This window comes from Bacillus sp. B1-WWTP-T-0.5-Post-4 (assembly GCF_009183795.1).
Lineage (GTDB): Bacteria > Bacillota > Bacilli > Bacillales > Bacillaceae_G > Bacillus_A > Bacillus_A cereus.
In genome coordinates, this window is the sequence record NZ_WEIJ01000001.1 from 175,735 (window position 1) to 201,547 (window position 25,813).

Here is a 25,813-nt window from a genome sequence, read left to right on the forward strand (position 1 = left end):
CCTTTTTTACAATAAATCTGCTGCTAGTTGAGCTAAATTAGATCGCTCTCCTTTAACAAACTTCACATGACCACTAATACGCTGTTCTTTAAACTTCTCTACAACATACGTTAAGCCATTATTATATTCATCTAAATATGGGTGATCAATTTGCTGAGGATCTCCCATCAATACAATCTTACTCTTTTCCCCTACCCTAGTTAATATCGTTTTCACTTCATGCTTTGTTAAATTTTGTGCTTCGTCAATGATAATGAACTGATCTGGAATACTTCTCCCGCGTATATAAGTAAGGGCTTCTACTTCAATCGAACCCATTCCAGCTAGAATAGCATCTAACTCTCCTGGCTTTTTCGTATTAAATAAATACTCTAGGTTATCAAAAATTGGCTGCATCCATGGTCTTAATTTTTCTTCTTTTTCTCCTGGTAAATAACCGATATCTTTTCCGACTGGAACAATTGGTCTTGCCACAAGTAATTTTTTATATAACCCTAAGTCTTCTGTTTGCATAAGTCCCGAAGCTAACGCAAGTAACGTTTTTCCTGTGCCGGCTTTCCCCGTTAACGTTACAAGCGGAATATCTTCACGAAGCAACAATTCTAATCCCATAATTTGCTGCACGTTTCGTGGTCGTATCCCCCACACTTGTTCATTGTGAAAAATAAGTTTCTTTACCTTCTTCCCTAAGTGATCCACAATGCCAAGCGCAGAACTAGAGCCCCCTAATGCATCTTTCATTACTACAAATTGATTTGGGTAAAAAGGATGATTCGCAATTTCAGATAGAGGCAATTCACCTTTCTCATAAAAATAATCCAATTGTTCTTTTGATATATATCCTTCTAAAAAACCAGAATATATATTTTCTACTTCAATTACGCGATCACTTAAATAATCTTCAGCCTTCAAACCAATTGCATCAGCTTTTACCCTTACGAGTACATCTTTACTTACTAAAATAACAGACTTCCCGTCCTCTTTTTCCTGTTCTTCTAAAGATAGATTTTTTGCTACAGCTAAAATTCGATTATCATTTGTTTTTTCTACAAAAATATCTTGTAGTTGCACAAATGAACGATGGTTCAATTCAATACGAAATGTTCCGCCGTTTTCTAGCGGGATACTTTCATGCAGCTTTCCTATTTCACGAAATTTATCTATTAACTTAGATACATAACGAGCGTTTCTTCCTACTTCATCCATATAACGTTTTTTCGAATCAACCTCTTCTAATACAACTGCTGGAATCACTACTTCATTGGTTTCAAATGAAAAAATAGATAAAGGATCCTGCAAAAGTACATTCGTATCTAACACATAAATTTTATCCAACCTGTTACCCCCTGACTCCACTTTTAAATTTGTAGAACAAGGGTTTCATCCATAAAATATGGACGAACCATTGTTATAATTATATGTACCGTGTAAACGAGGTAGAATCGAAAATCATAGTCATTAAACCTTTTATTTATTCTTTATTCATTTCTATTCAATATATTACTTTTTATTATAATTATTAACGTTAAATCACAATAACCGACTACAAAAGTGAATAAACGAATTTCTTATTTAGCATCTTTATAATTCTCTTATCCCTACTAAGACTTCGTTATCCAGCTTTTTCGCTGCCCGAAGATCATATGTTTTTTCATATGTTGGTTCAATTGCAAGTTTCGCTCCATAAAACATAACATCACGCACTTCTTGCACCTTTACTTCTATTACAGTTAATTTTAGAGAAATACCTTCCATTCTATCTGTCAAAATTTCACCTGCACCACTTATAGAAAATACGGATTCATTCGCCATTATAGTCAATACCACACCTGTATTATGACGTATATTTTCCACAATACGTGAACGTTGATCTACTGCAAATCGAATACTAGTTTTACTCACTGCATACACCCAAGAAATAGCACTTACGTTAGGAACTTGTTTTTCGAAATCTGTCGTTGCTATCATAACAATACACTCTTTACGCAACGTTTGTACTAAATCCTCTGTTAAGGTAGGCTCTACTACATTCGCCATATTTTCACCTCCAAATATACTTGGTATATCCTTATCATAACTTATTTTTCGAATTGCGAAAATATTATTTTTTCCCACTATTATTCAAAAACATTATACTTCCATGATATACTTATACTGATAGAATTCGTATTGAGGTGACGAAATGAGAGTCAAATGTATGATTTGTGATAAAAAAGATATGTTAGATGATGAAAATCCTATGGCAAAAAAACTGCGTAATCGCCCTATTCATACATATATGTGCATGGAATGTTCGGAACGAATTGCAGAGCGTACAATGGAACGTCATGCAAGTGGTAATTTCCGATTATATCGTGATAAAAAAATCGAAGATGATTGGTAAAATGTAAATAAGTCCTTACTCATATAGATAAGGACTTATTTATATTTTTCTGGTTCACGATTCATCTGATCCAAAAAACAATCAATGGCTTCTAACGGAAACCTTGCAGATTTCCGTTCTCCATTTATTTCATATGTAATTAAATACATTTCCTCGTTCTTTTCGACTTCCACATTTCTTAATTTATGTTCTTCATATACCATATTTTGAAATAACAAATATGTTTCTTTTGCAGCACTATCATCTGGACGTGCTTCCGCAACTGTTTTAATTGTTAACCAATTATATAGTGCATCTTGTACTGAACGCATGAAAACTCCCCTTTCTTATCCTGCTTTTTGTTGTTTCGCTTGACGCAAACGCAGTCTATAAATTCCAAGTACAATTGCCGCTACAACAAGTCCTTCTCCAACAGGTAAAAACACAGCAAAAAAGGTTAATACTGTGCATCCAATTGCTAATGATATGTATATCACAATATTTTTTAGTACAGACAACTTTCTAGCAAACCCTAAATTATAAACGAGAGCACTTAATATAATAATCGTCCCATAAAGTAACCACATTCCTAACTCTGGATTTTCATCTACCTTACACAATTTTGCAAAAAAAGACATCCTTTCTAACACACTCTTCCCCCCTAGCAGTAAAATGCAATTTTCTTTATACACTTAATACAAGAGTAACTCGCAAAAAAAATACTGTCCACAAAAAAGAGTAAATATTCTAAAAAAATAAACAAAATAAAAAAACAACGCCCTTTATAAAGGGCGTTGTTTTTTTATTTTTACGCTTCAACAGATTTCTTTTTCTTAGCAGCTCTTTCGCGCTCACTCTTATCAAGAATCTTTTTACGTAGACGAATTGATTCTGGAGTTACTTCACAGAACTCGTCATCGTTTAAGTACTCTAATGATTCTTCTAAAGTCATTAGGCGTGGTTTCTTCATTGTTGAAGTTTGATCTTTCGTCGCAGAACGAATGTTAGTTTGTTGTTTCATTTTCACAACGTTAACTGTTAAGTCGTTCTCACGAGTGTGTTCTCCGACAATCATACCAGCATATACTTCTGTACCTGGTTCAACGAAGATTACACCACGGTCTTCAACTTGCATAATACCGTATTGTGATGCTTTTCCTGTTTCAAGTGAAACTAGAACACCTTGGCGACGTCCACCAACTTGTCCAGCGTGTACTGGTTGGTAGCAATCGAATGTATGGTTTAAAATACCGTAACCACGAGTTAATGTTAAGAATTCTGTTGTGTAACCAATTAAACCACGTGCTGGAACCATGAAAGTAAGGCGAACTTGACCGTTTCCGTTATTCACCATATCTAACATTTCACCTTTACGTGCACCCATAGATTCCATAATAGAACCAGTGTATTCTTCAGGTACATCGATTTGTACGCGCTCTACAGGCTCACATCTTACGCCATCAACTTCTTTAATGATTACTTCTGGCTTAGATACTTGTAATTCATAACCTTCACGACGCATGTTTTCAATTAAGATAGATAAATGTAGTTCCCCACGTCCAGATACGATCCACGCATCAGGAGAATCTGTATTATCTACACGTAAACTTACATCTGTTTCTAATTGTGAACGAAGACGCTCTTCAATTTTACGAGATGTAATGTATTTACCTTCACGACCTGCAAATGGGCTGTTATTTACAAGGAACGTCATTTGTAGTGTTGGCTCATCAATACGTAATAATGGTAACGCATCTTGATGTTCAACTGGACATACTGTTTCACCTACGTTAATGTCTTCCATACCAGAAACGGCTACTAAGTCCCCTGCTTTTGCTTCTTCAATTTCTTGACGTTTTAATCCCATGTAACCGAATAATTTCGTTACGCGGAATTGCTTCACGCTTCCGTCTACTTTCATTAAAGCAACTTGTTGTCCAACCTTCATTGTACCGCGGAATACGCGACCAACTCCAATACGTCCAACGTAGTCGTTGTAATCAAGAAGTGCTACTTGGAATTGAAGTGGCTCTTCGCTGTTATCAATTGGTGCTGGAATATGTTCGATAATTGTATCGAATAATGATTTCATATTCTCTTCTTGATTTGCTGGATTTGAATCTAAGCTTGCTGTTCCGTTCATTGCTGATGCAAATACAACTGGGAACTCTAATTGATCTTCGTTTGCACCAAGCTCAATGAATAAGTCGATTACTTCATCAACTACTTCATCTGGACGAGCGAAGTCACGGTCAATTTTGTTTACAACTACGATTGGAGTTAAGTTTTGCTCAAGAGCTTTCTTTAAAACAAATCGTGTTTGTGGCATACAACCTTCATATGCATCAACAACAAGTAAAACACCATCAACCATTTTCATGATACGTTCTACTTCTCCACCGAAGTCAGCGTGACCAGGTGTATCTAAAATGTTAATTCTTTTATCTTCATAGTGAATCGCTGTATTTTTCGCTAAAATTGTAATACCGCGTTCTCTTTCTAGATCATTTGAATCCATTGCGCGTTCTTCAACGTGTTCGTTCGCACGGAAAGTCCCCGCTTGACGTAATAACTGGTCAACAAGTGTTGTTTTACCATGGTCAACGTGGGCAATAATTGCTATATTACGTAAATCTTGTCGTTTTTTCAACATGTCCAACTCCTAATGTCTTTTTAATCCTTCTCTATTATAAGAGCGAAGGGGATACAATAGCAATTAAAATAAAAGCAAGAATGAAAATATAGTTGTATTCTTACTTTTGTGAAAGTAAAATGAGATTGGAGGGTGAAGAAATGGAACACATTCAATATCGCTTTTTATTAACTGCAATTATCGGTGTTATTTTCTTAATCGGTATCGGCATTATGATTGCTGAAAATAGTCCAATCGGTATTATTATTTGCATTATCGGCACATTTGTTACAGTTGGATACGGTTTTGTAACAAAAAGAAAAATGCGCAAATCACAATAACGCTAAAAAGTAAGAAGCTTATACACAGCCTCTTACTTTTTTTGTTGCTCTCATATAAACGATAACACTTCTTCATACACTCCTGGTTTTGCAACTAACACACTGCTCTTCTCTATGATAGAAAGTGGCGCTCCAGAGAATGTCGTCACCTTACCTCCAACTTCTTCTACAATTATCTGCCCTCCGCCAAAATCCCATGGTGATAATCTCGGCGTTACATATGCATCTATTCTTCCTGTTGCAACGTATACCATCTCTAACGCTGCACAGCCATATGACCTTGTGCCCCTTGCTTTCTTAACAAGTGCCATCATACTTTCCATATTAAGCAATGGATTATCTGTAAGCCATATCGCATTTAAAGCTACAATACCTTGCTCTACAGTTCCTTTTTCCAATGGAGGAATTGATATATCATTACAAAAAGCTCCAGATCCCTTGACTGCATGATATAGTTCATCATGCACTGGATCATATATAAGTCCAATCTTTCCGATACCGTTCTCATAAATCCCAATTGAAATCGCAAAATTTCTTTTTTGATGAACAAAGTTCATCGTGCCGTCAATTGGATCAATTAACCAAACAACCCCGTCAGAAGACGTTATCTCGTCTCCATAACCCTCTTCTCCTAAAATATTATGATTCGGGAATGTTTCTTTAATTTTCCCAATTAAAAACTGTTCTATCTCTCGGTCCATATTTGTAACTAAGTCAGCTGCATTTGATTTTGTTTCTATAATAAGTGCTTTTTTCATTGATGCCATTAAATGCTCTCCTGCATCCCGAATCCACCGTTTGGCGTGTGCATCGATGTCTTTCCATACTTCTTGCATGTTTAAACACTCCGATCTATACTGTTCACAGAAAAAACGAACCCTTTATAAGGTTCGCACCAACTAATTTTTTATACATATACTATTATTACGCTTCTAAACGAATCATTTCAAGTCTTAACACTTCTAACTTTTGTACACACTCTTCTTTTTTCTGGTTATCATCTTCCATCATCGCATCATATAAAGTTGCTAATTCATAATCTAGCTCCAAACGTAGCACCGGTATTCTCTTTTCAGCATCTGTTCTCTTTAACGCATTAATCACCTGTCTCATATTATTTGCCTCCTCCCAATATTCGTCTGCCCTCGGACTAGAATTAATTCAATTTTCTGATTTTTTGTTTTATACTATACTATGTTGGATAAATCATCTATGCAACAAAATTATATTTTTTTATTTAAATTTTTTTGTGCTGTTTTTTTTATGAATAGTACAAGCTATGCTAAAATAAAAGCAAAATAGGAGTTGGAGGAACAATCATGACAATTCAAACATTCAAGTCAACTGATTTTGATGTCTTTACAGTTGATGGTCTCGAAGAACGAATGAGTGCAATTAAAACGAACATTCATCCTAAGCTAGAAGCTTTAGGGGAACAATTTGCAGAATACTTATCCAAACAAACTGATGAGAACTTTTTTTATCATGTTGCAAAACACGCACGCCGCAAAGTCAATCCACCAAACGATACTTGGGTTGCTTTTTCAACAAATAAACGAGGATATAAAATGCTACCGCATTTCCAAATCGGCTTATGGGGTACTCATGCCTTCATATACTTTGGTTTAATCTATGAGTGTCCACAAAAAGTTGAGACGGCTCATGCCTTCTTAGAACATTTAAATGATTTAAAAACAAATATTCCAAATGACTTCGTTTGGTCCATTGACCATACTAAACCAAGTGTGAAATTACATAAAACACTTGAAACCGAAGACTTACAAAAGATGATTGAACGATTAGCTACTGTAAAAAAAGCAGAATTATTAGTTGGTATTCATATATCACCAGAGGAGTTTTCAGCAATGACCAACGAACAATTCCTTGCTAAGATTGAATCTACGATGCAATCACTCCTTCCTTTATATGCACTTTGTAATCGATAGTAGAAAACGGACAATTTATATTGTCCGTTTTTAGTTGTTATCACATTATATCACTTCGGTTTTTATTTTTCAAAATATTTTTTACATTTTTACAAGCTTTTGTTCTTCGACTTCTTTTGCCCTTTGAATAGCACGATATATAGAGTATCCACTTACTTCTTGAAATTCTTTATCAATTTTCTTTTCTTCTGCTTTCGATGGAACAATCTCTTTAAAACGACGATATAAACCCATTAACTCTTCTCTTATAATTCCTTTTTCATAAGCTTTCTCAATCGCTTCATAAAACTTCACCATTGTAACCATTTCCTCATTTGACCAATCATAATCTAACGGATATTGATATTCCATTTCGCACCTCATTTATCATTTCTTCTTGTTTCATTATGCTATCTTAAAGAGAATATTTTATTCTTCATTATAGCCACTCTGCATTATACACTATTTATTCATTTTAATGGAATTGTCTTCCTCTATTCATTAGTTGAGGCTAACTATTAAACATACTCACCTTAAAAAGATTTTTTTCTATACATCTATAATTATTGGTGATATAATGCTTTTGTTTTATAGAAAATAAAGTGAAGCTACCATCTCAAAAACGATTTTTTGAATGGCAGAAAAACAAGCCTTATTCTAAAAAGGGCTACACTTTTTTAGAGCAGGATTATATAAAACAAATTACACTAAATATTATGAAGAAGAAGGGGTGTATAGATTGTCCCAATACGAAACACCATTGTTTACCGCTTTAGTTGAGCACAGTAAGCGAAATCCAATTCAATTCCATATTCCTGGTCATAAAAAAGGACAGGGCATGGATCCTACATTTCGCGAATTTATTGGGCATAATGCATTAGCAATTGATTTAATTAATATTGCGCCACTCGATGATTTACATCATCCAAAAGGTATGATTAAAGAAGCACAAGATTTAGCAGCAGCAGCATTCGGTGCAGATCATACTTTCTTTTCTATTCAAGGTACAAGTGGCGCTATTATGACAATGGTGATGAGCGTTTGCGGTCCTGGTGACAAAATCCTAGTACCACGAAACGTGCATAAATCAGTAATGTCAGCTATTATTTTCTCAGGTGCAAAACCGATTTTCATGCATCCTGAAATCGATCCGAAGCTCGGTATTTCTCATGGAATCACAATTCAATCTGTCAAAAAAGCACTTGAAGAGCACTCAGATGCAAAGGGCTTACTTGTTATTAACCCAACGTACTTTGGGTTTGCTGCAGACTTAGAACAGATTGTACAATTAGCACATTCTTATGACATCCCTGTACTAGTCGACGAAGCTCATGGTGTTCATATTCATTTTCACGATGAATTACCTATGTCAGCGATGCAAGCTGGTGCGGATATGGCAGCAACAAGTGTTCACAAATTAGGAGGCTCTTTAACTCAAAGTTCTATTCTTAATGTGAAAGAAGGCTTAGTGAATGTAAAGCATGTCCAATCTATTATTAGCATGCTTACAACTACATCAACTTCTTACATCTTGTTAGCATCCCTTGATGTTGCGAGAAAACGTCTTGCTACAGAAGGAACAGCACTCATAGAACAAACAATACAATTAGCTGAGCATGTTCGTGATGCTATAAATTCTATTGAGCATCTTTACTGTCCTGGAAAAGAAATGTTAGGTACAGATGCTACCTTTAACTATGATCCTACAAAGATAATTGTATCTGTAAAAGATTTAGGTATTACCGGCCACCAAGCTGAAGTATGGCTTAGAGAGCAATATAACATTGAAGTAGAACTCTCAGATCTATACAACATACTATGTCTTATCACTTTGGGAGATACAGAAAGTGATACAAATACACTTATTGCAGCATTACAAGATTTAGCAGCAACATTTAGAAATAGGGCAGATAAAGGTGTTCAAGTACAAGTAGAGATTCCAGAAATTCCAGTGCTAGCACTTTCTCCTCGAGATGCTTTTTATTCGGAAACAGAAGTCATTCCATTTGAAAATGCAGCGGGTCGTATTATAGCTGATTTTGTTATGGTTTATCCGCCAGGGATTCCAATCTTTACTCCGGGGGAAATTATTACACAAGAAAACTTAGAGTATATTCGTAAAAACTTAGAAGCAGGTTTACCTGTACAAGGTCCTGAAGATATGACATTACAAACATTACGTGTTATTAAAGAGTACAAGCCTATCAGTTGATAGGCTTTTTTTTCACCTTTTTTCCTTTTCTTCATACGATACTTAAGAATGTAACGTATAGGTGGGGATACTATTATGATTGTAATAGGCCGTTCTATTGTACATCCTTATATTACAAATGAATATGAGCCATTTGCAGCAGAGAAACAACAAATTTTATCAATAATGGCAGGAAATCAAGAAGTTTATTCCTTCCGAACAGCTGATGAACTCAGCTTTGATCTCAATTTACGAGTTAATATTATTATCTCTGCACTAGAGCTTTTTCAAAGTGGATTTCAATTTCGTACATTTCAACAATCCTTTTGCAACCCCCAGTATTGGAAAAGAACGTCTCTTGGGGGATTCGAGCTTCTTCCAAACATACCACCTTCTATTGCCATACAGGATATTTTCAAAAACGGAAAACTATATGGAACTGAATGCGCAACCGCTATGATCATTATTTTTTATAAAGCTTTACTATCATTGTATGAGGAAGAAACTTTCAATCGTCTATTTGCAAACCTTTTACTTTATACATGGGACTACGACCAAGATCTAAGGCTTATAACAAAAAACGGTGGCGATCTTGTTCCAGGTGACCTCGTTTACTTTAAAAACCCACAAGTAAATCCAGCTACGATTGAATGGCAAGGAGAAAATACAATCTATTTAGGAAATTTCTTTTTTTACGGGCATGGCGTAGGTGTAAAAACAAAAGAAGAAATTATTTATTCATTAAATGAACGACGAGTCCCTTACGCTTTTATTTCAGCTTTCTTGACCGATACTATTACCCGTATCGATAGTCGTATAATGAGCCAATACGCTTCTTCTAGTACACCACAGACCTCCATAAGCTTTATTCCGATTAGGGATGATGCAATCGTTGCAACAGTTGGTCATACAACTACAATTTATTAAAAAAGCGCCTACACATGTAGGCGCTTTTTCTTATTATTAAGCTTTTGTATGTTCTTTATGGTCACATTCGCAATGAGATCCACATTTCCCGTATAGTACTGTTGATTTTTCATCTTCAAAATGTCCAATTGTTCCTTCACATACTTGGCATACGATTGTTCCCATTTTCATTTCCCCCTGAGTTTCAATAGTAATCTATTTATTTATCATTAAGCTTTCGCATTATCTTTTCTAGCACAGTCACAATTTGTTCCGCATTTTCCGTAAAGTACCGTCGTTTTCTCATCTTCAAAATGTCCGATTGTTCCTTCACATACTTGGCATACGATTGTTCCCATTTTTCATTTCCCCCTAAGTTTATGGTCCTAAAAACTTTTAGCTGTCCATTTCCTATCAATTATTGGGCTTTTGTATGCTCTGTGTGATCACATCCGCAAGATCCACATTTCCCGTAAAGTACCGTTACTTTTTCATCTTCGAAGTGTGCAATTGTACCTTCACAATCTTGACATACGATTGTTCCCATTTTTCATTTCCCCCTAAGTTTATAATCCCAAAAACTTTTTGTAACCGCTTAACTTTCTGTCTTTATTTTAATATGTTATACTTTTTACGTCAATAGGTTTTTAGTATAACACATTAAATATTTTAAATTTAAATTAGTATGCGATATTCAAATAAAAAACAGCCATATTTATAAGTACGACTGTTTCACATTAATTATTCTTCATATTCCGCATGTAAAGAAGTTGACGGAACTAGAAATTTGAAAAACTGAGCTAACTCCTTTGCTTCCTCTTCTGATCCTAATTTAAAAATCTCCTGTATATATTGAACATTCTCTACATCATCTCGTCCGAGTAAAGTAGACCTTCCTGTTTGCATACAAACAATGAGCGGCTTTCCAAAAAACATATTTGTATAAATAACACCAAAATCATAACGTGTATCATGTGTCATAAACCCTAAAAATCGTACCTTCACACTTTCATGCTCATCATACAATTTTTCAAACATTGGTTTCCACCTTTCTACATCACGTTTCATTAATAGTATATTAAACAAAACATGTAATACTCCTTTTAATTGTCAAAAAATTCAGTAGGATGTAGAATGATAGTATTCTACTAAGTTAGGGGGAACTTATATGCAACACGCCTTTATTACGCTTGTACCGAAATCCAACCAACAATCAGTTTCAATAGATGATATAAAACAACTTTTTCATTATTATAAAACAGTTACTTCTAAAACTGGTGCCCAAATTAATTACACGTATACAAATACCGCTTTTCCTTATGAAATTTTAGATACATCTACAACAACATTAAAACTTCAATCCAATCACGACCGGTATGACTCAATTTATATTGGTGTTGGTATAGAAAATGAACAATCTTTCATCCAAGTTTCTTTACCACCTAATGCAACATTTGGTGACAAAGGGAAAGCAAATGAATTTTGCCGTTTTTTAGCGAAGAAATTAGAAGGAGAGTTACAATTATTTAATGGAAGAACAATGTATTTTTATAAACGCTAATTTAAAAAATAGATAATATGATTAAAAATAATATACAATTCGAACATGTAAGAAATAAAGCTTGCTTTCTTACGTGCAATACAAAATATGCTATTACATAGGCTAAATATAGAAATACGAAAAAAAGAATAACTTTATAATGAAACTTATCACCATTCGATAATGTTAATACAGTGGAAAAGCCACTCCATAGTAGTAAATGATAAAATATAACATGTAATATTTTCATGGAACCTTCTCCTTTGACATGCTCTATTTTATTAATATATGGGGTTACGTTTGAATCAATTACATATTATAGGATGATATATATTACCTTTGAAGTAAGTTAAGCCGGAATCATTTGTTAAAGTATTATATATTCATTCGACAAGTACGTTTAAAGACCTTGCAAGTCATTTGATGAAAATAAAAATAGCCCCTCTCTTCCAATAAGAGAAGGGCTATTTACATTACTTAAATTATTTTACAATGTGAATTGGCATTCCAAGAGCAACTTCAGCTGCTTCCATTGTGATTTCACCTAATGTTGGGTGAGCATGGATTGTTTGAGCGATATCTTCAGCTGTCATTCCAGCTTCGATAGCTAAACCAATCTCAGAGATAATATCAGAAGCACCTGCACCTGCAACTTGAGCACCTACAAGAAGACCATCTTCTTTACGTGTTACAAGTTGTAAGAAACCGTCAGTGCTGTTTAATGATAATGCACGACCGTTAGCAGCGAATGGGAACTTAGATACAGTTACAGTCATTCCAGCTTCTTCAGCTTGTTTTTTAGTGTAACCAACAGATGCTAATTCTGGATCAGTGAAGCATACTGCAGGAATTCCGATGTAATCGATAGCTGATGCATGGCCACTAATTGCTTCTACAGCTACTTTACCTTCGTAAGAAGCTTTGTGAGCTAATGGTGGTCCAGGAACGATATCACCGATTGCATAGATGTTTGGTACATTTGTACGACATTGCTCATCGATTTCGATGATGCCGCGGTCAGTCATTTTAACTCCAACTTGCTCAAGACCGATTTCTTGAGTGTTTGGACGACGACCTACAGTTACTAATACGTAATCTGCTTCTACAGTTTGGATTTCACCTTTAACCTCAAAGCTAACTTTTACGCCAGTTTCTGTCTCTTCAACGCCTTTAGCCATAGCTTTTGTATGGATATTTACGTTACCTTTTTTCTGTAGAGCGCGTTTAACAACAGAGCTCATAGCTTTTTCGAAACCAGCTAAGATTTCGTCGCCAGCTTCTACTACAGTAACTTCTGTACCGAAGTTAGCATATGCAGTACCTAATTCCATACCGATGTAACCGCCGCCGATTACAACAAGTTTTTTAGGAATTTCAGGTAAGCTTAAAGCACCTGTAGAGTTGATAACACGTTTAGAGTATTTGAATCCTGGAATTTCGATTGGTGTAGAACCAGTTGCAAGAACAGCATTTTTAAACGTATAAGTTTGAGCTGCATCTTCAGTCATAACGCGTAATGTATTAGCATCTACGAAGTAAGCTTCACCGCGAATGATTTCAACTTTGTTACCTTTAAGAAGGCCTTCAACACCGCCAGTTAATTTCTTAACTACGCCGTTTTTCCATTCTTGAACTTTTGTAAAGTCAACTTTTACGTTTTCTGCAGTAATACCCATGTCATCAGAATGCATTGCATTCTCATAACGATGACCTGCATTGATTAACGCTTTTGAAGGAATACATCCAACGTTTAAGCATACGCCACCAAGGTTAGCTTTTTCAATGATTGCTACCTTTTGACCTAATTGTGCTGCACGAATTGCCGCAACGTATCCACCAGGACCTGCACCAACAACGACTGTATCTAATTCAATTGGGAAATCTCCTACTACCATTGTTATTACGCCTCCATTACTAATAATTGTGGGTCATTCAATAGACGTTTAATTTGGTTTAACGCTTTTTGAGCAGTTGCACCGTCAATTAAACGATGGTCAAAGCTTAGAGATAATGCTAATACTGGAGCTGCAACGATCTCACCGTTTTTCACAACTGGTTTTTCAGCGATACGGCCGATACCAAGGATTGCTACTTCTGGGTGGTTGATAACTGGAGTGAACCATTGTCCACCTGCAGAACCAATGTTTGTAATTGTGCAAGAAGCACCTTTCATTTCAGCTGGAGCTAGACGACCTTCACGTGCTTTACCAGCAAGATCATTGATCTCGTTAGAGATTGTGAAGATAGACTTACGATCTGTATCTTTAACAACTGGTACTAATAGACCTTTGTCTGTATCAGCTGCGATACCGATATTGAAGTAATGTTTATGAACTACTTCTTGAGATGCATCGTCTAAAGAAGTGTTTAACATTGGGTATTCACGTAATGCAGATGTTAAAGCTTTAACAACGTACGGAAGGTAAGTTAATTTAATACCTTTGTCAGCTGCTACTGCTTTGAACTTCTTACGGTGAGCAACAAGTTCTGTTACATCTACTTCGTCCATTAATGTTACGTGAGGAGCTGTGTGTTTAGAGTTAACCATTGCTTTCGCAATCGCTTTACGGATACCACTCATTTTCTCACGAGTTTCTGGATATTCACCAGCTGGGATTGGTTGTGCTTTTGGTGCTTCTTCTTTCGCTGCTGCTGGAGTAGCTTCTACTGCTGCTGGAGCCTCAGTTGCTGCTACAGTTTGTCCACCATTTGCAAATGCATCGATGTCAGCTTTTACGATACGGCCATTCTTACCAGTACCAGCTACTTTATGAATGTCTACACCTTTTTCACGAGCGTATTTACGAACAGATGGCATAGCGATTACGCGCTCATTTACTACTTCTGCAGTTGCTGCTGGAGTAGCTTCCGCTGCTGGAGCTTCTACTGCTGCTTCTTCAGCTTTTGGAGCTTCATCATGATCGTCACCTTTAAATTTAAGGTTTTCGTATCCAGGAGCATCAAATTTAATTAATGTATCTCCTACGATTGCAACTGTTCCTTCTTCTACAAGTACTTCAAGTACTTTACCTTTAACAGGAGAAGGGATTTCTACTACTGCTTTATCATTTTGTACTTCAAGAAGTACATCGTCTTCGTTTACTTCATCGCCTGGTTTAATAAACCATTTTACGATTTCACCTTCGTGGATACCTTCACCGATATCTGGTAGTTTAAATTCAAATGCCACGGAATTCAGCCCCCTGATTCATTTCATTATTATGGAATATGTACAAAAGAAACCAGCATGTGCTGATTTCTTTTGCACATGAAAAGCTAAAAATTAGAAGTTCATTACTTTGTTTACAGCTTCAACAATATCTTTGTGGTTTGGTAACCATACGCTCTCTGCTTGAGAGAATGGGAATACTGTATCAGCAGCTGCAACACGTACAACTGGAGCTTCTAAGTTTAAGATTGCACGGTCGTTAATTTCCGCTACAACGTTAGCTGCAATACCAGCTTGTTTTTGAGCTTCTTGAACTACAACTACGCGACCTGTTTTTTCAACAGAAGCGATGATTGTTTCGATATCTAATGGTTGAACTGTACGTAAGTCAACAACCTCTAAAGAGATACCTTCTTTTTCAAGTTCTTCAGCAGCTTTTAATGCAGCGTGAACCATAGCACCGTAAGCGATAACAGATACATCTGTACCTTCACGTTTGATATCAGCTTTACCTAAATCAATTGTGTAATCACCTTCTGGTACCTCTTGACGGAATGAACGGTACAATTTCATATGCTCTAAGTAGATAACTGGATCGTTGTCACGAATCGCAGAGATTAAAAGACCTTTAGCATCGTATGGAGTAGATGGAATAACAACTTTTAGACCAGGTTGTTGAGCCACTAATCCTTCTAAGCTATCAGCATGAAGTTCAGGAGTATGAACACCACCACCGAATGGAGAACGAACTGTTACTGGAGCAGTCCAACGTCCACCAGAACGGTAACGCATACGAGCTAATTGACCAGAAATTGAATCCATTACTTCATAAACGAAACCGAAGAATTGGATTTCTGGAACTGGACGGAATCCTTCAAGTGCAAGACCAACTGCAAGTCCACCAATACCAGACTCTGCAAGTGGAGTATCCATTACACGATCTTCACCAAATTCAGCTTGTAAACCTTCAGTAGCACGGAATACACCGCCGTTTACACCAACGTCTTCACCAAATACAAGTACGTTAGGGTCATTTTTCATTTCAACGCGTAAAGCATCAGTGATTGCTTGAATCATTGTCATTTGAGCCATGGCTTACTTCGACTCCTTTTCTTTGTAGATTTCATATTGTTCAGCTAAGTTGTAAGGCATTTTTTCGTACATGATTTCCATTAAATCAGTTACTTTTTGTTTTGGAGCTTGGTCAGCCTTAGCAATTGCTTGTTTGATATCTTCTTTTGCTTCTTCGATTACTGTCTCTTCAACTTCTTGAGACCATAGGCCTTTAGCTTCTAAGAACTTACGGAAGCGTACGATTGGGTCTTTTTGTTCCCATTCGTTTTCGATATCTTTTGTACGGTAACGAGTTGGGTCATCACCAGCCATTGTATGTGGACCGTAACGGAATGTTAAAGTCTCGATTAAAGTAGGGCCTTCGCCATTTACTGCGCGCTCACGAGCGAAAGCAGTTGCTGCGTATACAGCTAATGGATCCATACCGTCTACTTGAATTCCGTAAATACCTGCTGCTACTGCTTTTTGTGCTACAGTTTTAGCTGCAGATTGCTTTTCTACTGGAGTAGAGATTGCATAACGGTTGTTTTGAACAACGAAGATTGCTGGAGCTTTGAATGCACCTGCAAAGTTCATACCTTCGTAGAAGTCACCTTGTGAAGCACCACCGTCACCAGTGTAAGTAATTGCAACAGATTTTTTACCACGTAGTTTCATACCTAACGCAACACCAGCAGTTTGGATGATTTGCGCACCGATAATGATCTGTGGAGCTAATGCATTTACATTCTCAGGCATTTGGTTACCCATGAAGTGTCCACGAGAGAATAAGAATGCTTGGTATAATGGTAATCCGTGCCATACTAATTGTGGTACATCACGGTATCCTGGTAAGATGAAGTCTTCTGCTTCAAGTGCGAAATGACTTGCTAATTGAGAAGCTTCTTGTCCAGCTGTAGGTGCGTAGAAACCTAAACGTCCTTGACGGTTTAAAGAAATAGAACGTTGATCTAATACGCGAGTATACACCATACGACGCATTAATTCTTTTAATTGATCATCAGATAATTCAGGCATAGCTGCTTCATTCACAACTTCACCGTTTTCATTTAAAATTTGTAATGTTTCAAATTGAGCTGCGATAGCTTTCATTTGCTCATCAACATTAAATAGGGTCTTTTTTGTTTTAGTACCCATTCCGTTCACCTCTTCCTCTCTTGAACCATATTCTGAAACGCTTTCACTGGCTATTTTCCAGTTTAAAAAGCGCAACGATGTAAACCAACATGTTTGTATGTCGGTTGAGAATAATTTTGTGTACCTAACAATCTGTACTAATGTTTTTTCAGAAACATATTAATACAATCTTGATCACGTTTTTTAGTTTACAACTATTCTAATTACGATGTCAATTACTTTGAATACGTTTTTTTATAAATAATATGCAGGTTTCTACTACACAAACGTGTTTTTATTTTTTACATCTGTATTAGTAAGCATTGACCTACTGTTATATTATTCCCTTTTTCACTTATTTTTTCTCTTAGAATAATATGTAAACGATTTAATTCTCTTTAGTTTTTCTCTCTTCGCAACAAAAATATACAAACTACTCTTCCTTTTTTAGGTAAATACCTATACATTTCTACCCTCTCTTCCATACATTATAGTAACCGCAGTATTAGCGGGAAATGATAAAGGAGGTCATCTCATGTACGGATACTCATATTGCTATCCAACTTGTTCATATCCTTCCTACGGTTATGGCGGTTCTTGTGGCGGGTCTGGACGCGGCTTCGCCTTAATCGTTGTGTTGTTTATTCTTTTAATTATCGTTGGTGCTGCTTGCATTCGCTAATTGTAAAACGAAACAACTATGGAAAGAAAAAGACGGCTTTGCCGTCTTTTTCTGTTTATCACATACATAACTACTCTATAATAGAACGATTTCCAAAATGCCTTCCCTTTCTTGCCGATGACTTTTTCCATCTCCTTTGGTAGACTAAAGAGGAAAGGAGAGATTACATATGCTTACAATGAAAGATGTTATTCGCGAAGGAGATCCTATTTTGCGCAACGTTGCAGAAGAGGTGTCCTTACCGGCAAGCGAAGAAGATACAACTACCTTAAAAGAAATGATTGAATTCGTAATAAATAGCCAAGATCCTGAAATGGCTGAAAAATATAGTTTACGCCCTGGAATCGGATTAGCGGCTCCGCAAATCGGTGTTTCAAAAAAAATGATTGCAGTTCATGTAACCGATGCGGATGGTACATTATATAGCCATGCATTATTCAATCCAAAAATCATTAGCCATTCTGTTGAACGTACATATTTACAGGGTGGTGAAGGCTGTCTATCTGTAGACCGCGAAGTACCTGGTTATGTTCCTCGTTATACAAGAATTACAGTAAAAGCAACTTCTATTAACGGAGAAGAAGTAAAATTACGTTTAAAAGGTTTACCAGCAATCGTATTCCAACACGAGATTGATCATTTAAATGGCGTTATGTTCTATGACCATATCAATAAAGAAAATCCTTTTGCCGCTCCTGATGATTCCAAACCTCTAGAGCGATAATAATAAAAAGGCGGAAGTTAATCTTCCGCCTTTTTATTATGAAATGGGTTCCATATTCACTTATAGCAATCCAGCCCACTTTAGTCCATGATATATACCGTCTTCATTAACATCCTTTGTCACATGATTTGCAAGTTTTTTCAAGTCTTCATGGCCATTTCCCATCACAATACCTGTGCCAACGGCTTCGATCATTTCTAAATCATTTAAGCCATCTCCAAATGCATACACTTGATCACGATTAAAACCTAACTTTTCAATGTATTTCTCAATTCCTTTTGCCTTAGAACCACCATTCGGAATGATATCCATTGAATATGCATGCCAACGAATAAAATGGAAATCTGGATAATGATTAATAAACTTTTCCTCTTCATTTACTTCACAAAAAAGTAGTGTTTGATAAATATTACGTTCCTCATAAAAATTAGGCTCATATGCTGGATGCTCAAAGTTTAAGCTTCCAAAGCCTTCTTTCACATAATCATGATATTCCACTGATGCTCTCATATCTTGATGGTCAAGATATACAAGTGGATATCCTTCTTGTTTTGCAAACTGAGTAAACTTATGTAAAGCATCTGGATGTAACGGATTATTAAATATTACCTCATCTTCAAAGACAACATATTGTCCATTAAAACTAACATAATTATGTATATCAAGTTCCTTACGAATATCTTCGAACATAAATGGCGCGCGCCCTGTCGCAATTGCTACATGTACACCTTTTTCTTGTAACTGTTTTACTGCATCTCGTGTAGATTGCGGAATTTTTTTATCATGATCTAATAATGTTCCATCAATATCAAAAAAGACAATTTTATCATTCATTTGTCAAAATCCTTTCTGAGACTCTATATTCCTATTTTGAATATCACTTTTCAAATTCTAAAAAAAAGTATAACATATTAAACATCTGTGAAGAAAGCGTTCCCTTTCTGACCTTATTTGTAAACTTTGCATATATATATTAGTAAAACATGTAGATACTTGTTCGGATGAATTTTCTTTTCCATTCTTCCTCATACTATACCTATAACTAACGGCTACTGATCGTTACTATAGAATAACTTTCACTGTATGGGAAAGGACAAGATTCACCATTCACTTTTGTCCTATCTCTTATATCAGAGATAGAGTTTTCACTAGTAATAGGCATGTTTAAAATAAGGAAAGGAAGGAGTAATCATGCTGAAGAAGCTGAAGAAAAAGCTCAAGCGTTATTTAAATGGTCTAGTCCGTAAAAAGACAGTCGCTTAAATTGTGCCCATTTCGGGCTTTTTCTTCATTCTCATTCGAAAAAACATGAAAATCGTGACTGTTTGCTTTATAATAAGTAACAGATAATGCAAAACATAGACAAGGAGAGGTTTTCCAAATGATTTTTAAAGTATTTTATCAAGAAAAATTAACTGAGGTTCCAGTACGTGAAAATACAAAAGTTTTATATTTAGAGGCTACGTCTGAAAAGGATGTTCGTACAAAATTAAATAAGTTCGCATATAATATCGAGTTTGTTCAGTCTGTTACTGGCGCTCATCTTGAATATGAAAAAGAAAACGCTGATTTAACATTAGCGGAAATCGTATAGCGATATGAAATTTCTAAAAAACGACCAAGTTGCTGTATTTGCTCTCGGTGGGCTTGGTGAAATCGGTAAAAATACATACGCTGTTCAATTTCAAGATGAAATTATTATAATTGATGCTGGAATTAAATTTCCAGAGGACGAACTTCTCGGAATCGATTATGTAATACCAGACTACACTTATTTTGTGCGAAACGAAGATAAAATTAAAGGGTTATTCATTACACATGGTCACGAAGATCATATCGGCGGAATCCCTTACCTATTACGTCAAGTGAACATTCCAATTTACGGCGGAAAATTAGCAATTGCACTCATCAAAAACAAATTAGAAGAACACGGCTTACTTCGTAAAGCAAAACTTTACGAGATTCAAGAAGATGACGTTATTAAATTCAAAAAAACGTCTGTATCCTTCTTCCGTACAACTCACAGTATTCCAGATTCGTACGGCGTTGTTGTGAAAACACCTCAAGGTCAAGTTGTTCATACAGGTGACTTCAAATTTGACTTCACACCAGTTGGTGAACCAGCTGATTTAACAAAAATGGCTGAAATCGGTAAAGATGGCGTACTATGTCTATTATCTGATAGTACGAACAGTGAAGTTCCAAACTTTACTATGTCTGAGCGTCGCGTTGGTGATAGCATTCAAGACATTTTCCGTAAAGTAGAAGGACGGATTATATTCGCAACCTTTGCATCAAATATTCACCGCTTACAACAAGTTGTTGAAGCTGCTGTTGAAAACAACCGTAAAGTAGCTGTGTTTGGTCGAAGTATGGAAGCAGCGATTGAAATTGGACAAAACCTTGGTTATATTCGTTGCCCGAAAGATACATTCATAGATGCATCTCAACTAAACCGCTTACCAGCTAATAAAGTTGTTATTTTATGTACAGGTAGTCAAGGTGAACCGATGGCAGCACTTTCACGTATTGCAAACGGTACACACCGCCAAATTCAAATTATTCCTGGAGATACAGTTGTTTTCTCTTCTTCACCAATTCCAGGAAATACAATTAGCGTAAGTCGTACAATTAACATGTTGTACCGCGCTGGCGCTGATGTAATTCATGGGAAACTTTCAAATATCCATACAAGTGGACACGGTGGACAAGAAGAACAAAAATTAATGTTACGTCTAATTAAACCGAAGTACTTCATGCCAATTCATGGTGAATATCGTATGCAGCGTATGCACATGAACATAGCAAATGATTGTGGCATCCCTGAAGAAAATTGCTTCATTATGGATAATGGCGATGTTCTTGCTTTACGTTCGGATGAAGCTAGCGTAGCTGGAAAAATCCCATCTGGTTCGGTCTACATTGATGGAAACGGTATTGGAGATATTGGCAATATCGTATTACGCGATCGTCGTATCCTTTCTGAAGAAGGACTTGTAATTGTAGTTGTAAGCATTGATATGAAAGAATTTAAAGTTGCAGCAGGACCTGATATCATCTCACGCGGTTTCGTTTACATGCGTGAAAGTAGCGATTTAATCAATGATGCACAAACATTAATTACAACTCATTTAGAAAAAGTAATGGAGCGTAAAACAACACAATGGTCTGAAATTAAAAATGAAATTACAGACACATTAGCTCCATTCCTATATGAGAAAACGAAACGCCGTCCAATGATTTTACCAATCATTATGGAAATATAAGAAAAAGGACAATGCCATGAAGGCATTGTCCTTTTCTTTTCTCTTATCTTAAAAAGTGTTTAAATCGATCCACTTCATCGTCATGACCAATGACAATTAATATATCTCCTGCTTGAATATTCTCCGTAGCTCGAGGGGATACGATAACTTCTTTGCCTCGTTTAATTGCTACAATATTCAATCCAAACTTCGCACGAATATCTAATTCAATTAAAGAGTGCCCATCAATTTTTTTATTCGCAATAATCTCTACAATACTATGCTCATCTGAAAGCTCAAGGTAGTCTAGCACATTGCTTGATGCAATATTATTAGCAATCCTTTTTCCCATATCACGTTCTGGATGCACAATATGATCTGCACCTATTTTACTTAACACTTTTTCATGATAATCATTTTGAGCTTTTACAGTAATATTTTTTACACCCAACTCTTTCAAAATCAAAGTCGTTAAAATACTTGAATTTAAATTATCTCCAATAGCAACGACTACGTGATCAAAATTTCGAATACCAAGGCTTTTTAATACCATCTCATCTGTTGAATCTGCAATTACAGCATGCGAAGCTATATTTGCAAATTCATTAATTTTATCCTCATCTGAATCGATTGCCATTACTTCCATTCCTAATTGAGCTAGTTCTCGGCAAATACTTCCACCAAAGCGACCAAGTCCAATGACAGCAAATTCTTTTTCTTTCTCACCCACGGGAATTCCTCCAATAACTTCAAGTACTATTTATTTTCAGTGTAACACACTTTATATGCGTCACAAAAACTATGATTAGCTCTTATTTTTGTTTTTGTATATAAAAATATTGTTGCAAGTAAAAAGCGATACCAACAAGTAGCATAGCAAATACAAATATATTTCCAAAAGAACTAAATGTTTCAAAAACGAATAATAATGTTTCTTGACCAAAAAAGGCAAATAGAAGCTGTGTGAATGCAAATAACAACGCCCATATGTAATGATGTTGATGGAATAAATAATGCGTTGCACCTAAAAAAGCAATAAACGAAAAGATAAAGATCCACCAATTTTCTAAAAATAGTTGCCAATTAGAAAATTGATATCCATTTACTAATATCGCAATAAGCGCGATAACTACCATCGTCGGCACACTCCAAAATAATGCCCGTCCTCTAAAGAAACGAGTGCCTTTAACATCTCCTTTTTCATGTGCAATATATGTTAGTACTACTGTGCTTATATACAAAACAGAAAGAATTGTTAAAACGATAATAAGCCAAAAATGTAATTGATAATATTCATGCTCTATATTTGTCACGATTGCAGCTAACATGCACGGAATTAACATTCCCGTCCAACCATCTACTTTTCTTTCATTCCAAAAGACCGTATTACCAATCCTTATTCCTAACAACATAAAAATAATGATACCCAATACAAATAACGTAGTTTTATTCCCTACTAAACTCGTTGAAAAAGCAATTAATCCAATAAATAAAAAGAGCACAAACCCATTCATAATTTCTAGTACAGGTGATAAATATCTCTTCACCCATTTGTATGTTTCGTCATATTCATTATTATCTACTAGACGATAGGCATAAAAACTTATCCCAAAATAAACCGCCGCAATAATAACATACGCATATAAGACGAAACATAAAATCGCACTGCTAATTTGCACGTAATTCCCCACCCTTTTTTCTATGTTTCACATTGATTTTACACACTTTTCATACTAAAAGTAAACATATATAAGTTAGTCAAATAATTAATAATGAGCAGTGGCTAAACCCCCTGCTCATTATTAAAACAGTACAATTAACTTTAATTCTTCCATTTGTATATAAATGTCTAAAATCAATCTATACGAGCGTTACTTACACCTCAGAACAAAAAGTTTTTTGGAACCTTCAAGAAAGTGGAAGTTTTATTTTCTATTCCCTTTCCACTTTACATATTGGCTTAAAAATGTAATTGCCTTTTCAATCACTTCTTCGTCTGGTTTTAATTTTGCATGATGTAAACCATATTCTGAATTTACTCCAAGCCAAAACATAAATCCAGGGATTTCTCGAAGCATATAACCAAAATCTTCACCCGTCATTGCCTCAGTACATGTAATAACATTCATATCAGTTTGTTTATGTACAAATTCCATAAACTCTCTCGTTAACTCTTCATGGTTATATACTTGATGATACATTGCTCCGTAATCTATAATCGCCTCACACTGGAAAGAAGCTTCGATACCTGCAACAATTGACTCAATTCTGCTTTTCACACGCTTCATTGATTCCACTGATAATGTTCGAATCGTTCCTTCTAAACGAGATTTTTCTGCAATAATATTTTGAACCGTACCACCAGTAATTTTCCCGATTGTAATTACTGCACTATCAAGAGGATTTACATTGCGACTAATAACGGATTGAAGCTGTGTAACAAGATGACTCGCTGCAACAATCATGTCATTTGCAGTATGCGGATAGGCAGCATGGCCACCTTTCCCTTTTAAATCAATATATAATTCTGAAGTATTGGCAAATAACAGTCCTTCTTTCGTTGCAATTGTCCCCACAGCGTATTCTGGTGCAATATGAAGACCAAGAATTATATTCGGTTTCCATTCTTTTAACTCTTCACTTTCTAACATAGGAAGAGCACCGCCTGGTCCTTCTTCTGCTGGCTGGAATAGAAATACAAGGTCATCATCTATTCTTTCGCTCACAGCTTTCGTTAGAAGGCCTAAACCGATTGTTGTATGTACATCATGGCCACATGCATGCATCATTCCTTCATGAATAGAAGCAAACTCGTATCCAGTTTCCTCTGTAATTGGTAAACCGTCTATATCTGCACGATAACCTATTATTTTTTCGGGATTTTTTCCATTTACTTTAACGATTACACCCGTTTTCCATGTCTTCACTTCCACAAATTCATGAGAAAGTGTTCCTATATAATCTAAAATATACTGTTGTGTTTTCCATTCCTTAAATCCGATTTCTGGAATTCTATGTAGATCTCTACGAATTTGGACAAATTTGCTTACTGTCATTTTTGCACCTCTATCTATAAAAAGCGTAAGAGCCCATTTACGCTCTTACGCTTTTTTTACTTTTTATTTCTCTGGGTTTAATTGACGAAGCTCTTGTTTAATTTCTGTTTTTGCTTTTGTCTTCTCATCAATTTCTTTAATTACACGTGCTGGAGTACCTGCAACAACTGTGTATGGAGGCACATCTTCTGTTACAACAGCTCCCGCTGCTACAACTGCACCTTTACCTACTGTAACACCCTCTAAAACAACTACATTTGCACCGATTACTACATCATCTTCAACGATAACTGGTTTTGCAGAAGGTGGCTCAATAACACCTGCAAGTACAGCACCTGCACCTACGTGACAGTTTTTACCGACTGTTGCACGTCCACCAAGTACTGCGTTCATGTCGATCATAGAACCTTCACCAATTACAGCACCAATGTTAATTGTTGCATTCATCATAATTACAGCGTTGTCACCAATTTCAACATGGTCACGAATAATAGCACCTGGCTCGATGCGAGCTTTAATACCTTTTAAATCAAGCATTGGGATTGCAGAATTACGACGATCGTTTTCTACAACGTAGTCAACGATGTGCTTATTATTCTCATCAAGAATTGTCTTAATTTCAGACCATTCTCCGAATAATACACCTGATTTTTTATTCACAAATGCTTGTACTGTTTCAGGGAATGTTACTTCTTTTAAATCCCCTTTTATGTATACCTTTACAGGAGTTTTCTTTTCACTTTTTTGAATAAACGAAATAATTTCGTTAGCGTCCATCATTTTCATTCTTGTTGCCTCCTAAATCCATTTATAATGTTACTCTACCAAACGAAAGAGCGAGTAGCAAGAT

The 25,813-nt window shown here is 35.9% G+C and carries 32 protein-coding genes; 10 read left to right on the forward strand and 22 right to left on the reverse strand.

Translation table 11 applies throughout. The features are described 5' to 3' along the window. Positions 1-6: 6 nt before the first annotated feature. Positions 7-1,335 (reverse strand): PhoH family protein, encoded by a 1,329-nt coding sequence (locus GBN91_RS00890; RefSeq protein WP_000358083.1) that lies wholly within the window; start codon positions 1,333-1,335, stop codon positions 7-9. A 246-nt stretch (positions 1,336-1,581) separates the two neighbouring features. Beyond that, entirely contained in the window at positions 1,582-2,037 is a 456-nt protein-coding gene (locus tag GBN91_RS00895; protein WP_000024596.1) for a pyridoxamine 5'-phosphate oxidase family protein, read from the reverse strand. A gap of 145 nt (positions 2,038-2,182) precedes the next feature. Here GBN91_RS00895 and GBN91_RS00900 point away from each other — a divergent pair, with 145 nt between their 5' ends. Beyond that, positions 2,183-2,383 (forward strand): YlaI family protein, encoded by a 201-nt coding sequence (locus GBN91_RS00900; RefSeq protein ID WP_002082250.1) that lies wholly within the window; start codon positions 2,183-2,185, stop codon positions 2,381-2,383. Positions 2,384-2,418: 35 nt separating this feature from the next. Here GBN91_RS00900 and GBN91_RS00905 read toward each other — a convergent pair whose 3' ends face one another. The 3 genes from GBN91_RS00905 to typA all read right to left on the reverse strand — a co-directional run bounded on the left by GBN91_RS00905 (position 2,419) and on the right by typA (position 5,015). After that, on the reverse strand, positions 2,419-2,694 hold the full coding sequence (locus GBN91_RS00905; RefSeq protein ID WP_001258151.1) for a hypothetical protein: 276 nt from the start codon (positions 2,692-2,694) through the stop codon (positions 2,419-2,421). Between the two features lie 15 nt (positions 2,695-2,709). After that, positions 2,710-3,012 carry a YlaH-like family protein gene (locus tag GBN91_RS00910; protein WP_000893662.1) on the reverse strand — a complete coding sequence of 101 codons (303 nt, stop codon included), beginning with the start codon at positions 3,010-3,012 and terminating at the stop codon, positions 2,710-2,712. Positions 3,013-3,170: 158 nt separating this feature from the next. Further along, positions 3,171-5,015 carry a translational GTPase TypA gene (gene typA / locus GBN91_RS00915; protein ID WP_000914762.1) on the reverse strand — a complete coding sequence of 615 codons (1,845 nt, stop codon included), beginning with the start codon at positions 5,013-5,015 and terminating at the stop codon, positions 3,171-3,173. A gap of 140 nt (positions 5,016-5,155) precedes the next feature. On the opposite strand from typA, the gene GBN91_RS00920 reads away from it, so the two are divergent. Further along, positions 5,156-5,335, forward strand: coding sequence for a DUF5325 family protein (locus GBN91_RS00920; RefSeq protein WP_000400127.1), 180 nt, complete (start codon positions 5,156-5,158; stop codon positions 5,333-5,335). Positions 5,336-5,385: 50 nt separating this feature from the next. Here the strand turns inward: GBN91_RS00920 and GBN91_RS00925 are convergent, their stop codons facing one another. Together GBN91_RS00925 and GBN91_RS00930 are read right to left on the reverse strand one after the other, a co-directional pair. After that, positions 5,386-6,171 (reverse strand): inositol monophosphatase family protein, encoded by a 786-nt coding sequence (locus GBN91_RS00925; protein ID WP_001158701.1) that lies wholly within the window; start codon positions 6,169-6,171, stop codon positions 5,386-5,388. An 88-nt stretch (positions 6,172-6,259) separates the two neighbouring features. Then, on the reverse strand, positions 6,260-6,448 hold the full coding sequence (locus GBN91_RS00930; RefSeq protein WP_001250165.1) for a hypothetical protein: 189 nt from the start codon (positions 6,446-6,448) through the stop codon (positions 6,260-6,262). Positions 6,449-6,654: 206 nt separating this feature from the next. Between GBN91_RS00930 and GBN91_RS00935 the strand changes: the two genes are divergently transcribed. Next, entirely contained in the window at positions 6,655-7,281 is a 627-nt protein-coding gene (locus GBN91_RS00935) for a YktB family protein (protein ID WP_000155317.1), read from the forward strand. An 81-nt stretch (positions 7,282-7,362) separates the two neighbouring features. Here GBN91_RS00935 and GBN91_RS00940 read toward each other — a convergent pair whose 3' ends face one another. After that, on the reverse strand, positions 7,363-7,632 hold the full coding sequence (locus GBN91_RS00940) for a UPF0223 family protein (protein WP_000456562.1): 270 nt from the start codon (positions 7,630-7,632) through the stop codon (positions 7,363-7,365). A 367-nt stretch (positions 7,633-7,999) separates the two neighbouring features. Here GBN91_RS00940 and speA point away from each other — a divergent pair, with 367 nt between their 5' ends. Next, positions 8,000-9,472 (forward strand): arginine decarboxylase, encoded by a 1,473-nt coding sequence (gene speA, locus GBN91_RS00945; protein WP_000084899.1) that lies wholly within the window; start codon positions 8,000-8,002, stop codon positions 9,470-9,472. A 75-nt stretch (positions 9,473-9,547) separates the two neighbouring features. Beyond that, complete coding sequence (locus tag GBN91_RS00950) at positions 9,548-10,378, forward strand: protein-glutamine gamma-glutamyltransferase (RefSeq protein ID WP_000635337.1); 831 nt, start codon at positions 9,548-9,550, stop codon at positions 10,376-10,378. 36 nt (positions 10,379-10,414) lie between these two features. Here GBN91_RS00950 and GBN91_RS00955 read toward each other — a convergent pair whose 3' ends face one another. The 4 genes from GBN91_RS00955 to GBN91_RS00970 form a co-directional block, all read right to left on the reverse strand. Next, the gene (locus GBN91_RS00955) at positions 10,415-10,543 is read right to left on the reverse strand and encodes a GapA-binding peptide SR1P (RefSeq protein ID WP_000536796.1); all 129 of its coding nucleotides are present in this window, start codon (positions 10,541-10,543) and stop codon (positions 10,415-10,417) included. Positions 10,544-10,587: 44 nt separating this feature from the next. Beyond that, positions 10,588-10,716: a GapA-binding peptide SR1P gene (locus GBN91_RS00960; protein WP_000536803.1), complete on the reverse strand. Its 129-nt coding sequence runs from the start codon at positions 10,714-10,716 to the stop codon at positions 10,588-10,590. Between the two features lie 59 nt (positions 10,717-10,775). Beyond that, positions 10,776-10,904 (reverse strand): GapA-binding peptide SR1P, encoded by a 129-nt coding sequence (locus tag GBN91_RS00965; RefSeq protein ID WP_000536778.1) that lies wholly within the window; start codon positions 10,902-10,904, stop codon positions 10,776-10,778. A 194-nt stretch (positions 10,905-11,098) separates the two neighbouring features. Next, the gene (locus GBN91_RS00970) at positions 11,099-11,395 is read right to left on the reverse strand and encodes a DUF3055 domain-containing protein (protein WP_000462038.1); all 297 of its coding nucleotides are present in this window, start codon (positions 11,393-11,395) and stop codon (positions 11,099-11,101) included. A gap of 130 nt (positions 11,396-11,525) precedes the next feature. Between GBN91_RS00970 and GBN91_RS00975 the strand changes: the two genes are divergently transcribed. Continuing rightward, a complete protein-coding gene (locus GBN91_RS00975) occupies positions 11,526-11,918 on the forward strand; it encodes a DUF1885 family protein (protein ID WP_001163299.1) in 393 nt (130 codons plus the stop codon). Position 11,919: 1 nt separating this feature from the next. On the opposite strand, the gene GBN91_RS00980 is transcribed toward GBN91_RS00975, so the two are convergent. From GBN91_RS00980 to pdhA, 5 genes are all read right to left on the reverse strand, one after another. Then, positions 11,920-12,147 carry a hypothetical protein gene (locus tag GBN91_RS00980; protein WP_000697469.1) on the reverse strand — a complete coding sequence of 76 codons (228 nt, stop codon included), beginning with the start codon at positions 12,145-12,147 and terminating at the stop codon, positions 11,920-11,922. A 232-nt stretch (positions 12,148-12,379) separates the two neighbouring features. After that, on the reverse strand, positions 12,380-13,792 hold the full coding sequence (lpdA, locus tag GBN91_RS00985; RefSeq protein WP_000260104.1) for a dihydrolipoyl dehydrogenase: 1,413 nt from the start codon (positions 13,790-13,792) through the stop codon (positions 12,380-12,382). Between the two features lie 5 nt (positions 13,793-13,797). Beyond that, positions 13,798-15,087, reverse strand: coding sequence for a pyruvate dehydrogenase complex dihydrolipoyllysine-residue acetyltransferase (pdhC, locus tag GBN91_RS00990; protein ID WP_000863419.1), 1,290 nt, complete (start codon positions 15,085-15,087; stop codon positions 13,798-13,800). Between the two features lie 93 nt (positions 15,088-15,180). Continuing rightward, complete coding sequence (pdhB, locus tag GBN91_RS00995) at positions 15,181-16,158, reverse strand: pyruvate dehydrogenase complex E1 component subunit beta (RefSeq protein WP_000068168.1); 978 nt, start codon at positions 16,156-16,158, stop codon at positions 15,181-15,183. Between the two features lie 3 nt (positions 16,159-16,161). Beyond that, positions 16,162-17,277, reverse strand: coding sequence for a pyruvate dehydrogenase E1 component subunit alpha (gene pdhA / locus GBN91_RS01000; RefSeq protein ID WP_000536895.1), 1,116 nt, complete (start codon positions 17,275-17,277; stop codon positions 16,162-16,164). 514 nt (positions 17,278-17,791) lie between these two features. On the opposite strand from pdhA, the gene GBN91_RS01005 reads away from it, so the two are divergent. Together GBN91_RS01005 and def are read left to right on the forward strand one after the other, a co-directional pair. Further along, the gene (locus GBN91_RS01005) at positions 17,792-17,938 is read left to right on the forward strand and encodes a YjcZ family sporulation protein (protein ID WP_000274562.1); all 147 of its coding nucleotides are present in this window, start codon (positions 17,792-17,794) and stop codon (positions 17,936-17,938) included. 169 nt (positions 17,939-18,107) lie between these two features. Further along, positions 18,108-18,662, forward strand: coding sequence for a peptide deformylase (gene def / locus GBN91_RS01010; protein ID WP_000957048.1), 555 nt, complete (start codon positions 18,108-18,110; stop codon positions 18,660-18,662). 60 nt (positions 18,663-18,722) lie between these two features. Here the strand turns inward: def and GBN91_RS01015 are convergent, their stop codons facing one another. After that, positions 18,723-19,496: a Cof-type HAD-IIB family hydrolase gene (locus GBN91_RS01015; protein WP_000998268.1), complete on the reverse strand. Its 774-nt coding sequence runs from the start codon at positions 19,494-19,496 to the stop codon at positions 18,723-18,725. Between the two features lie 547 nt (positions 19,497-20,043). On the opposite strand from GBN91_RS01015, the gene GBN91_RS01025 reads away from it, so the two are divergent. Next, complete coding sequence (locus GBN91_RS01025) at positions 20,044-20,256, forward strand: DNA-dependent RNA polymerase subunit epsilon (RefSeq protein ID WP_000576435.1); 213 nt, start codon at positions 20,044-20,046, stop codon at positions 20,254-20,256. Between the two features lie 4 nt (positions 20,257-20,260). Beyond that, entirely contained in the window at positions 20,261-21,928 is a 1,668-nt protein-coding gene (gene rnjA, locus GBN91_RS01030; protein ID WP_000670377.1) for a ribonuclease J1, read from the forward strand. 43 nt (positions 21,929-21,971) lie between these two features. Here rnjA and GBN91_RS01035 read toward each other — a convergent pair whose 3' ends face one another. From GBN91_RS01035 to dapD, 4 genes are all read right to left on the reverse strand, one after another. Continuing rightward, positions 21,972-22,637, reverse strand: a complete 666-nt coding sequence (locus GBN91_RS01035) for a potassium channel family protein (RefSeq protein ID WP_000504032.1) — start codon at positions 22,635-22,637, stop codon at positions 21,972-21,974. An 82-nt stretch (positions 22,638-22,719) separates the two neighbouring features. After that, positions 22,720-23,586: a cytochrome c oxidase assembly protein gene (locus tag GBN91_RS01040; protein ID WP_001167324.1), complete on the reverse strand. Its 867-nt coding sequence runs from the start codon at positions 23,584-23,586 to the stop codon at positions 22,720-22,722. A 246-nt stretch (positions 23,587-23,832) separates the two neighbouring features. Continuing rightward, entirely contained in the window at positions 23,833-24,963 is a 1,131-nt protein-coding gene (locus tag GBN91_RS01045) for an N-acetyldiaminopimelate deacetylase (protein WP_000218672.1), read from the reverse strand. Between the two features lie 63 nt (positions 24,964-25,026). After that, complete coding sequence (dapD, locus tag GBN91_RS01050) at positions 25,027-25,749, reverse strand: 2,3,4,5-tetrahydropyridine-2,6-dicarboxylate N-acetyltransferase (protein WP_000783241.1); 723 nt, start codon at positions 25,747-25,749, stop codon at positions 25,027-25,029. Between the last annotated feature and the right edge of the window lie 64 nt (positions 25,750-25,813).

Bases quoted from the DNA above. Each gene is read 5' to 3' on its own strand.
- def (WP_000957048.1), top strand. From the start codon at position 18,108: ATGCTTACAATGAAAGATGTTATTCGCGAAGGAGATCCTATTTTGCGC.
- GBN91_RS01015 (WP_000998268.1), bottom strand. From the start codon at position 19,496: ATGAATGATAAAATTGTCTTTTTTGATATTGATGGAACATTATTAGAT.
- GBN91_RS00955 (WP_000536796.1), bottom strand. From the start codon at position 10,543: ATGGGAACAATCGTATGCCAAGTATGTGAAGGAACAATTGGACATTTT.
- GBN91_RS01005 (WP_000274562.1), top strand. From the start codon at position 17,792: ATGTACGGATACTCATATTGCTATCCAACTTGTTCATATCCTTCCTAC.
- GBN91_RS01025 (WP_000576435.1), top strand. From the start codon at position 20,044: ATGATTTTTAAAGTATTTTATCAAGAAAAATTAACTGAGGTTCCAGTA.
- GBN91_RS00970 (WP_000462038.1), bottom strand. From the start codon at position 11,395: ATGTTTGAAAAATTGTATGATGAGCATGAAAGTGTGAAGGTACGATTT.
- typA (WP_000914762.1), bottom strand. From the start codon at position 5,015: ATGTTGAAAAAACGACAAGATTTACGTAATATAGCAATTATTGCCCAC.
- GBN91_RS01045 (WP_000218672.1), bottom strand. From the start codon at position 24,963: ATGACAGTAAGCAAATTTGTCCAAATTCGTAGAGATCTACATAGAATT.
- GBN91_RS00980 (WP_000697469.1), bottom strand. From the start codon at position 12,147: ATGAAAATATTACATGTTATATTTTATCATTTACTACTATGGAGTGGC.
- GBN91_RS00975 (WP_001163299.1), top strand. From the start codon at position 11,526: ATGCAACACGCCTTTATTACGCTTGTACCGAAATCCAACCAACAATCA.
- rnjA (WP_000670377.1), top strand. From the start codon at position 20,261: ATGAAATTTCTAAAAAACGACCAAGTTGCTGTATTTGCTCTCGGTGGG.
- dapD (WP_000783241.1), bottom strand. From the start codon at position 25,749: ATGAAAATGATGGACGCTAACGAAATTATTTCGTTTATTCAAAAAAGT.
- GBN91_RS00950 (WP_000635337.1), top strand. From the start codon at position 9,548: ATGATTGTAATAGGCCGTTCTATTGTACATCCTTATATTACAAATGAA.
- GBN91_RS00925 (WP_001158701.1), bottom strand. From the start codon at position 6,171: ATGCAAGAAGTATGGAAAGACATCGATGCACACGCCAAACGGTGGATT.
- GBN91_RS00895 (WP_000024596.1), bottom strand. From the start codon at position 2,037: ATGGCGAATGTAGTAGAGCCTACCTTAACAGAGGATTTAGTACAAACG.
- GBN91_RS00920 (WP_000400127.1), top strand. From the start codon at position 5,156: ATGGAACACATTCAATATCGCTTTTTATTAACTGCAATTATCGGTGTT.
- GBN91_RS00900 (WP_002082250.1), top strand. From the start codon at position 2,183: ATGAGAGTCAAATGTATGATTTGTGATAAAAAAGATATGTTAGATGAT.
- GBN91_RS00965 (WP_000536778.1), bottom strand. From the start codon at position 10,904: ATGGGAACAATCGTATGTCAAGATTGTGAAGGTACAATTGCACACTTC.
- GBN91_RS00935 (WP_000155317.1), top strand. From the start codon at position 6,655: ATGACAATTCAAACATTCAAGTCAACTGATTTTGATGTCTTTACAGTT.
- pdhA (WP_000536895.1), bottom strand. From the start codon at position 17,277: ATGGGTACTAAAACAAAAAAGACCCTATTTAATGTTGATGAGCAAATG.
- GBN91_RS00960 (WP_000536803.1), bottom strand. From the start codon at position 10,716: ATGGGAACAATCGTATGCCAAGTATGTGAAGGAACAATCGGACATTTT.
- GBN91_RS00930 (WP_001250165.1), bottom strand. From the start codon at position 6,448: ATGAGACAGGTGATTAATGCGTTAAAGAGAACAGATGCTGAAAAGAGA.
- pdhB (WP_000068168.1), bottom strand. From the start codon at position 16,158: ATGGCTCAAATGACAATGATTCAAGCAATCACTGATGCTTTACGCGTT.
- GBN91_RS00940 (WP_000456562.1), bottom strand. From the start codon at position 7,632: ATGGAATATCAATATCCGTTAGATTATGATTGGTCAAATGAGGAAATG.
- GBN91_RS00905 (WP_001258151.1), bottom strand. From the start codon at position 2,694: ATGCGTTCAGTACAAGATGCACTATATAATTGGTTAACAATTAAAACA.
- lpdA (WP_000260104.1), bottom strand. From the start codon at position 13,792: ATGGTAGTAGGAGATTTCCCAATTGAATTAGATACAGTCGTTGTTGGT.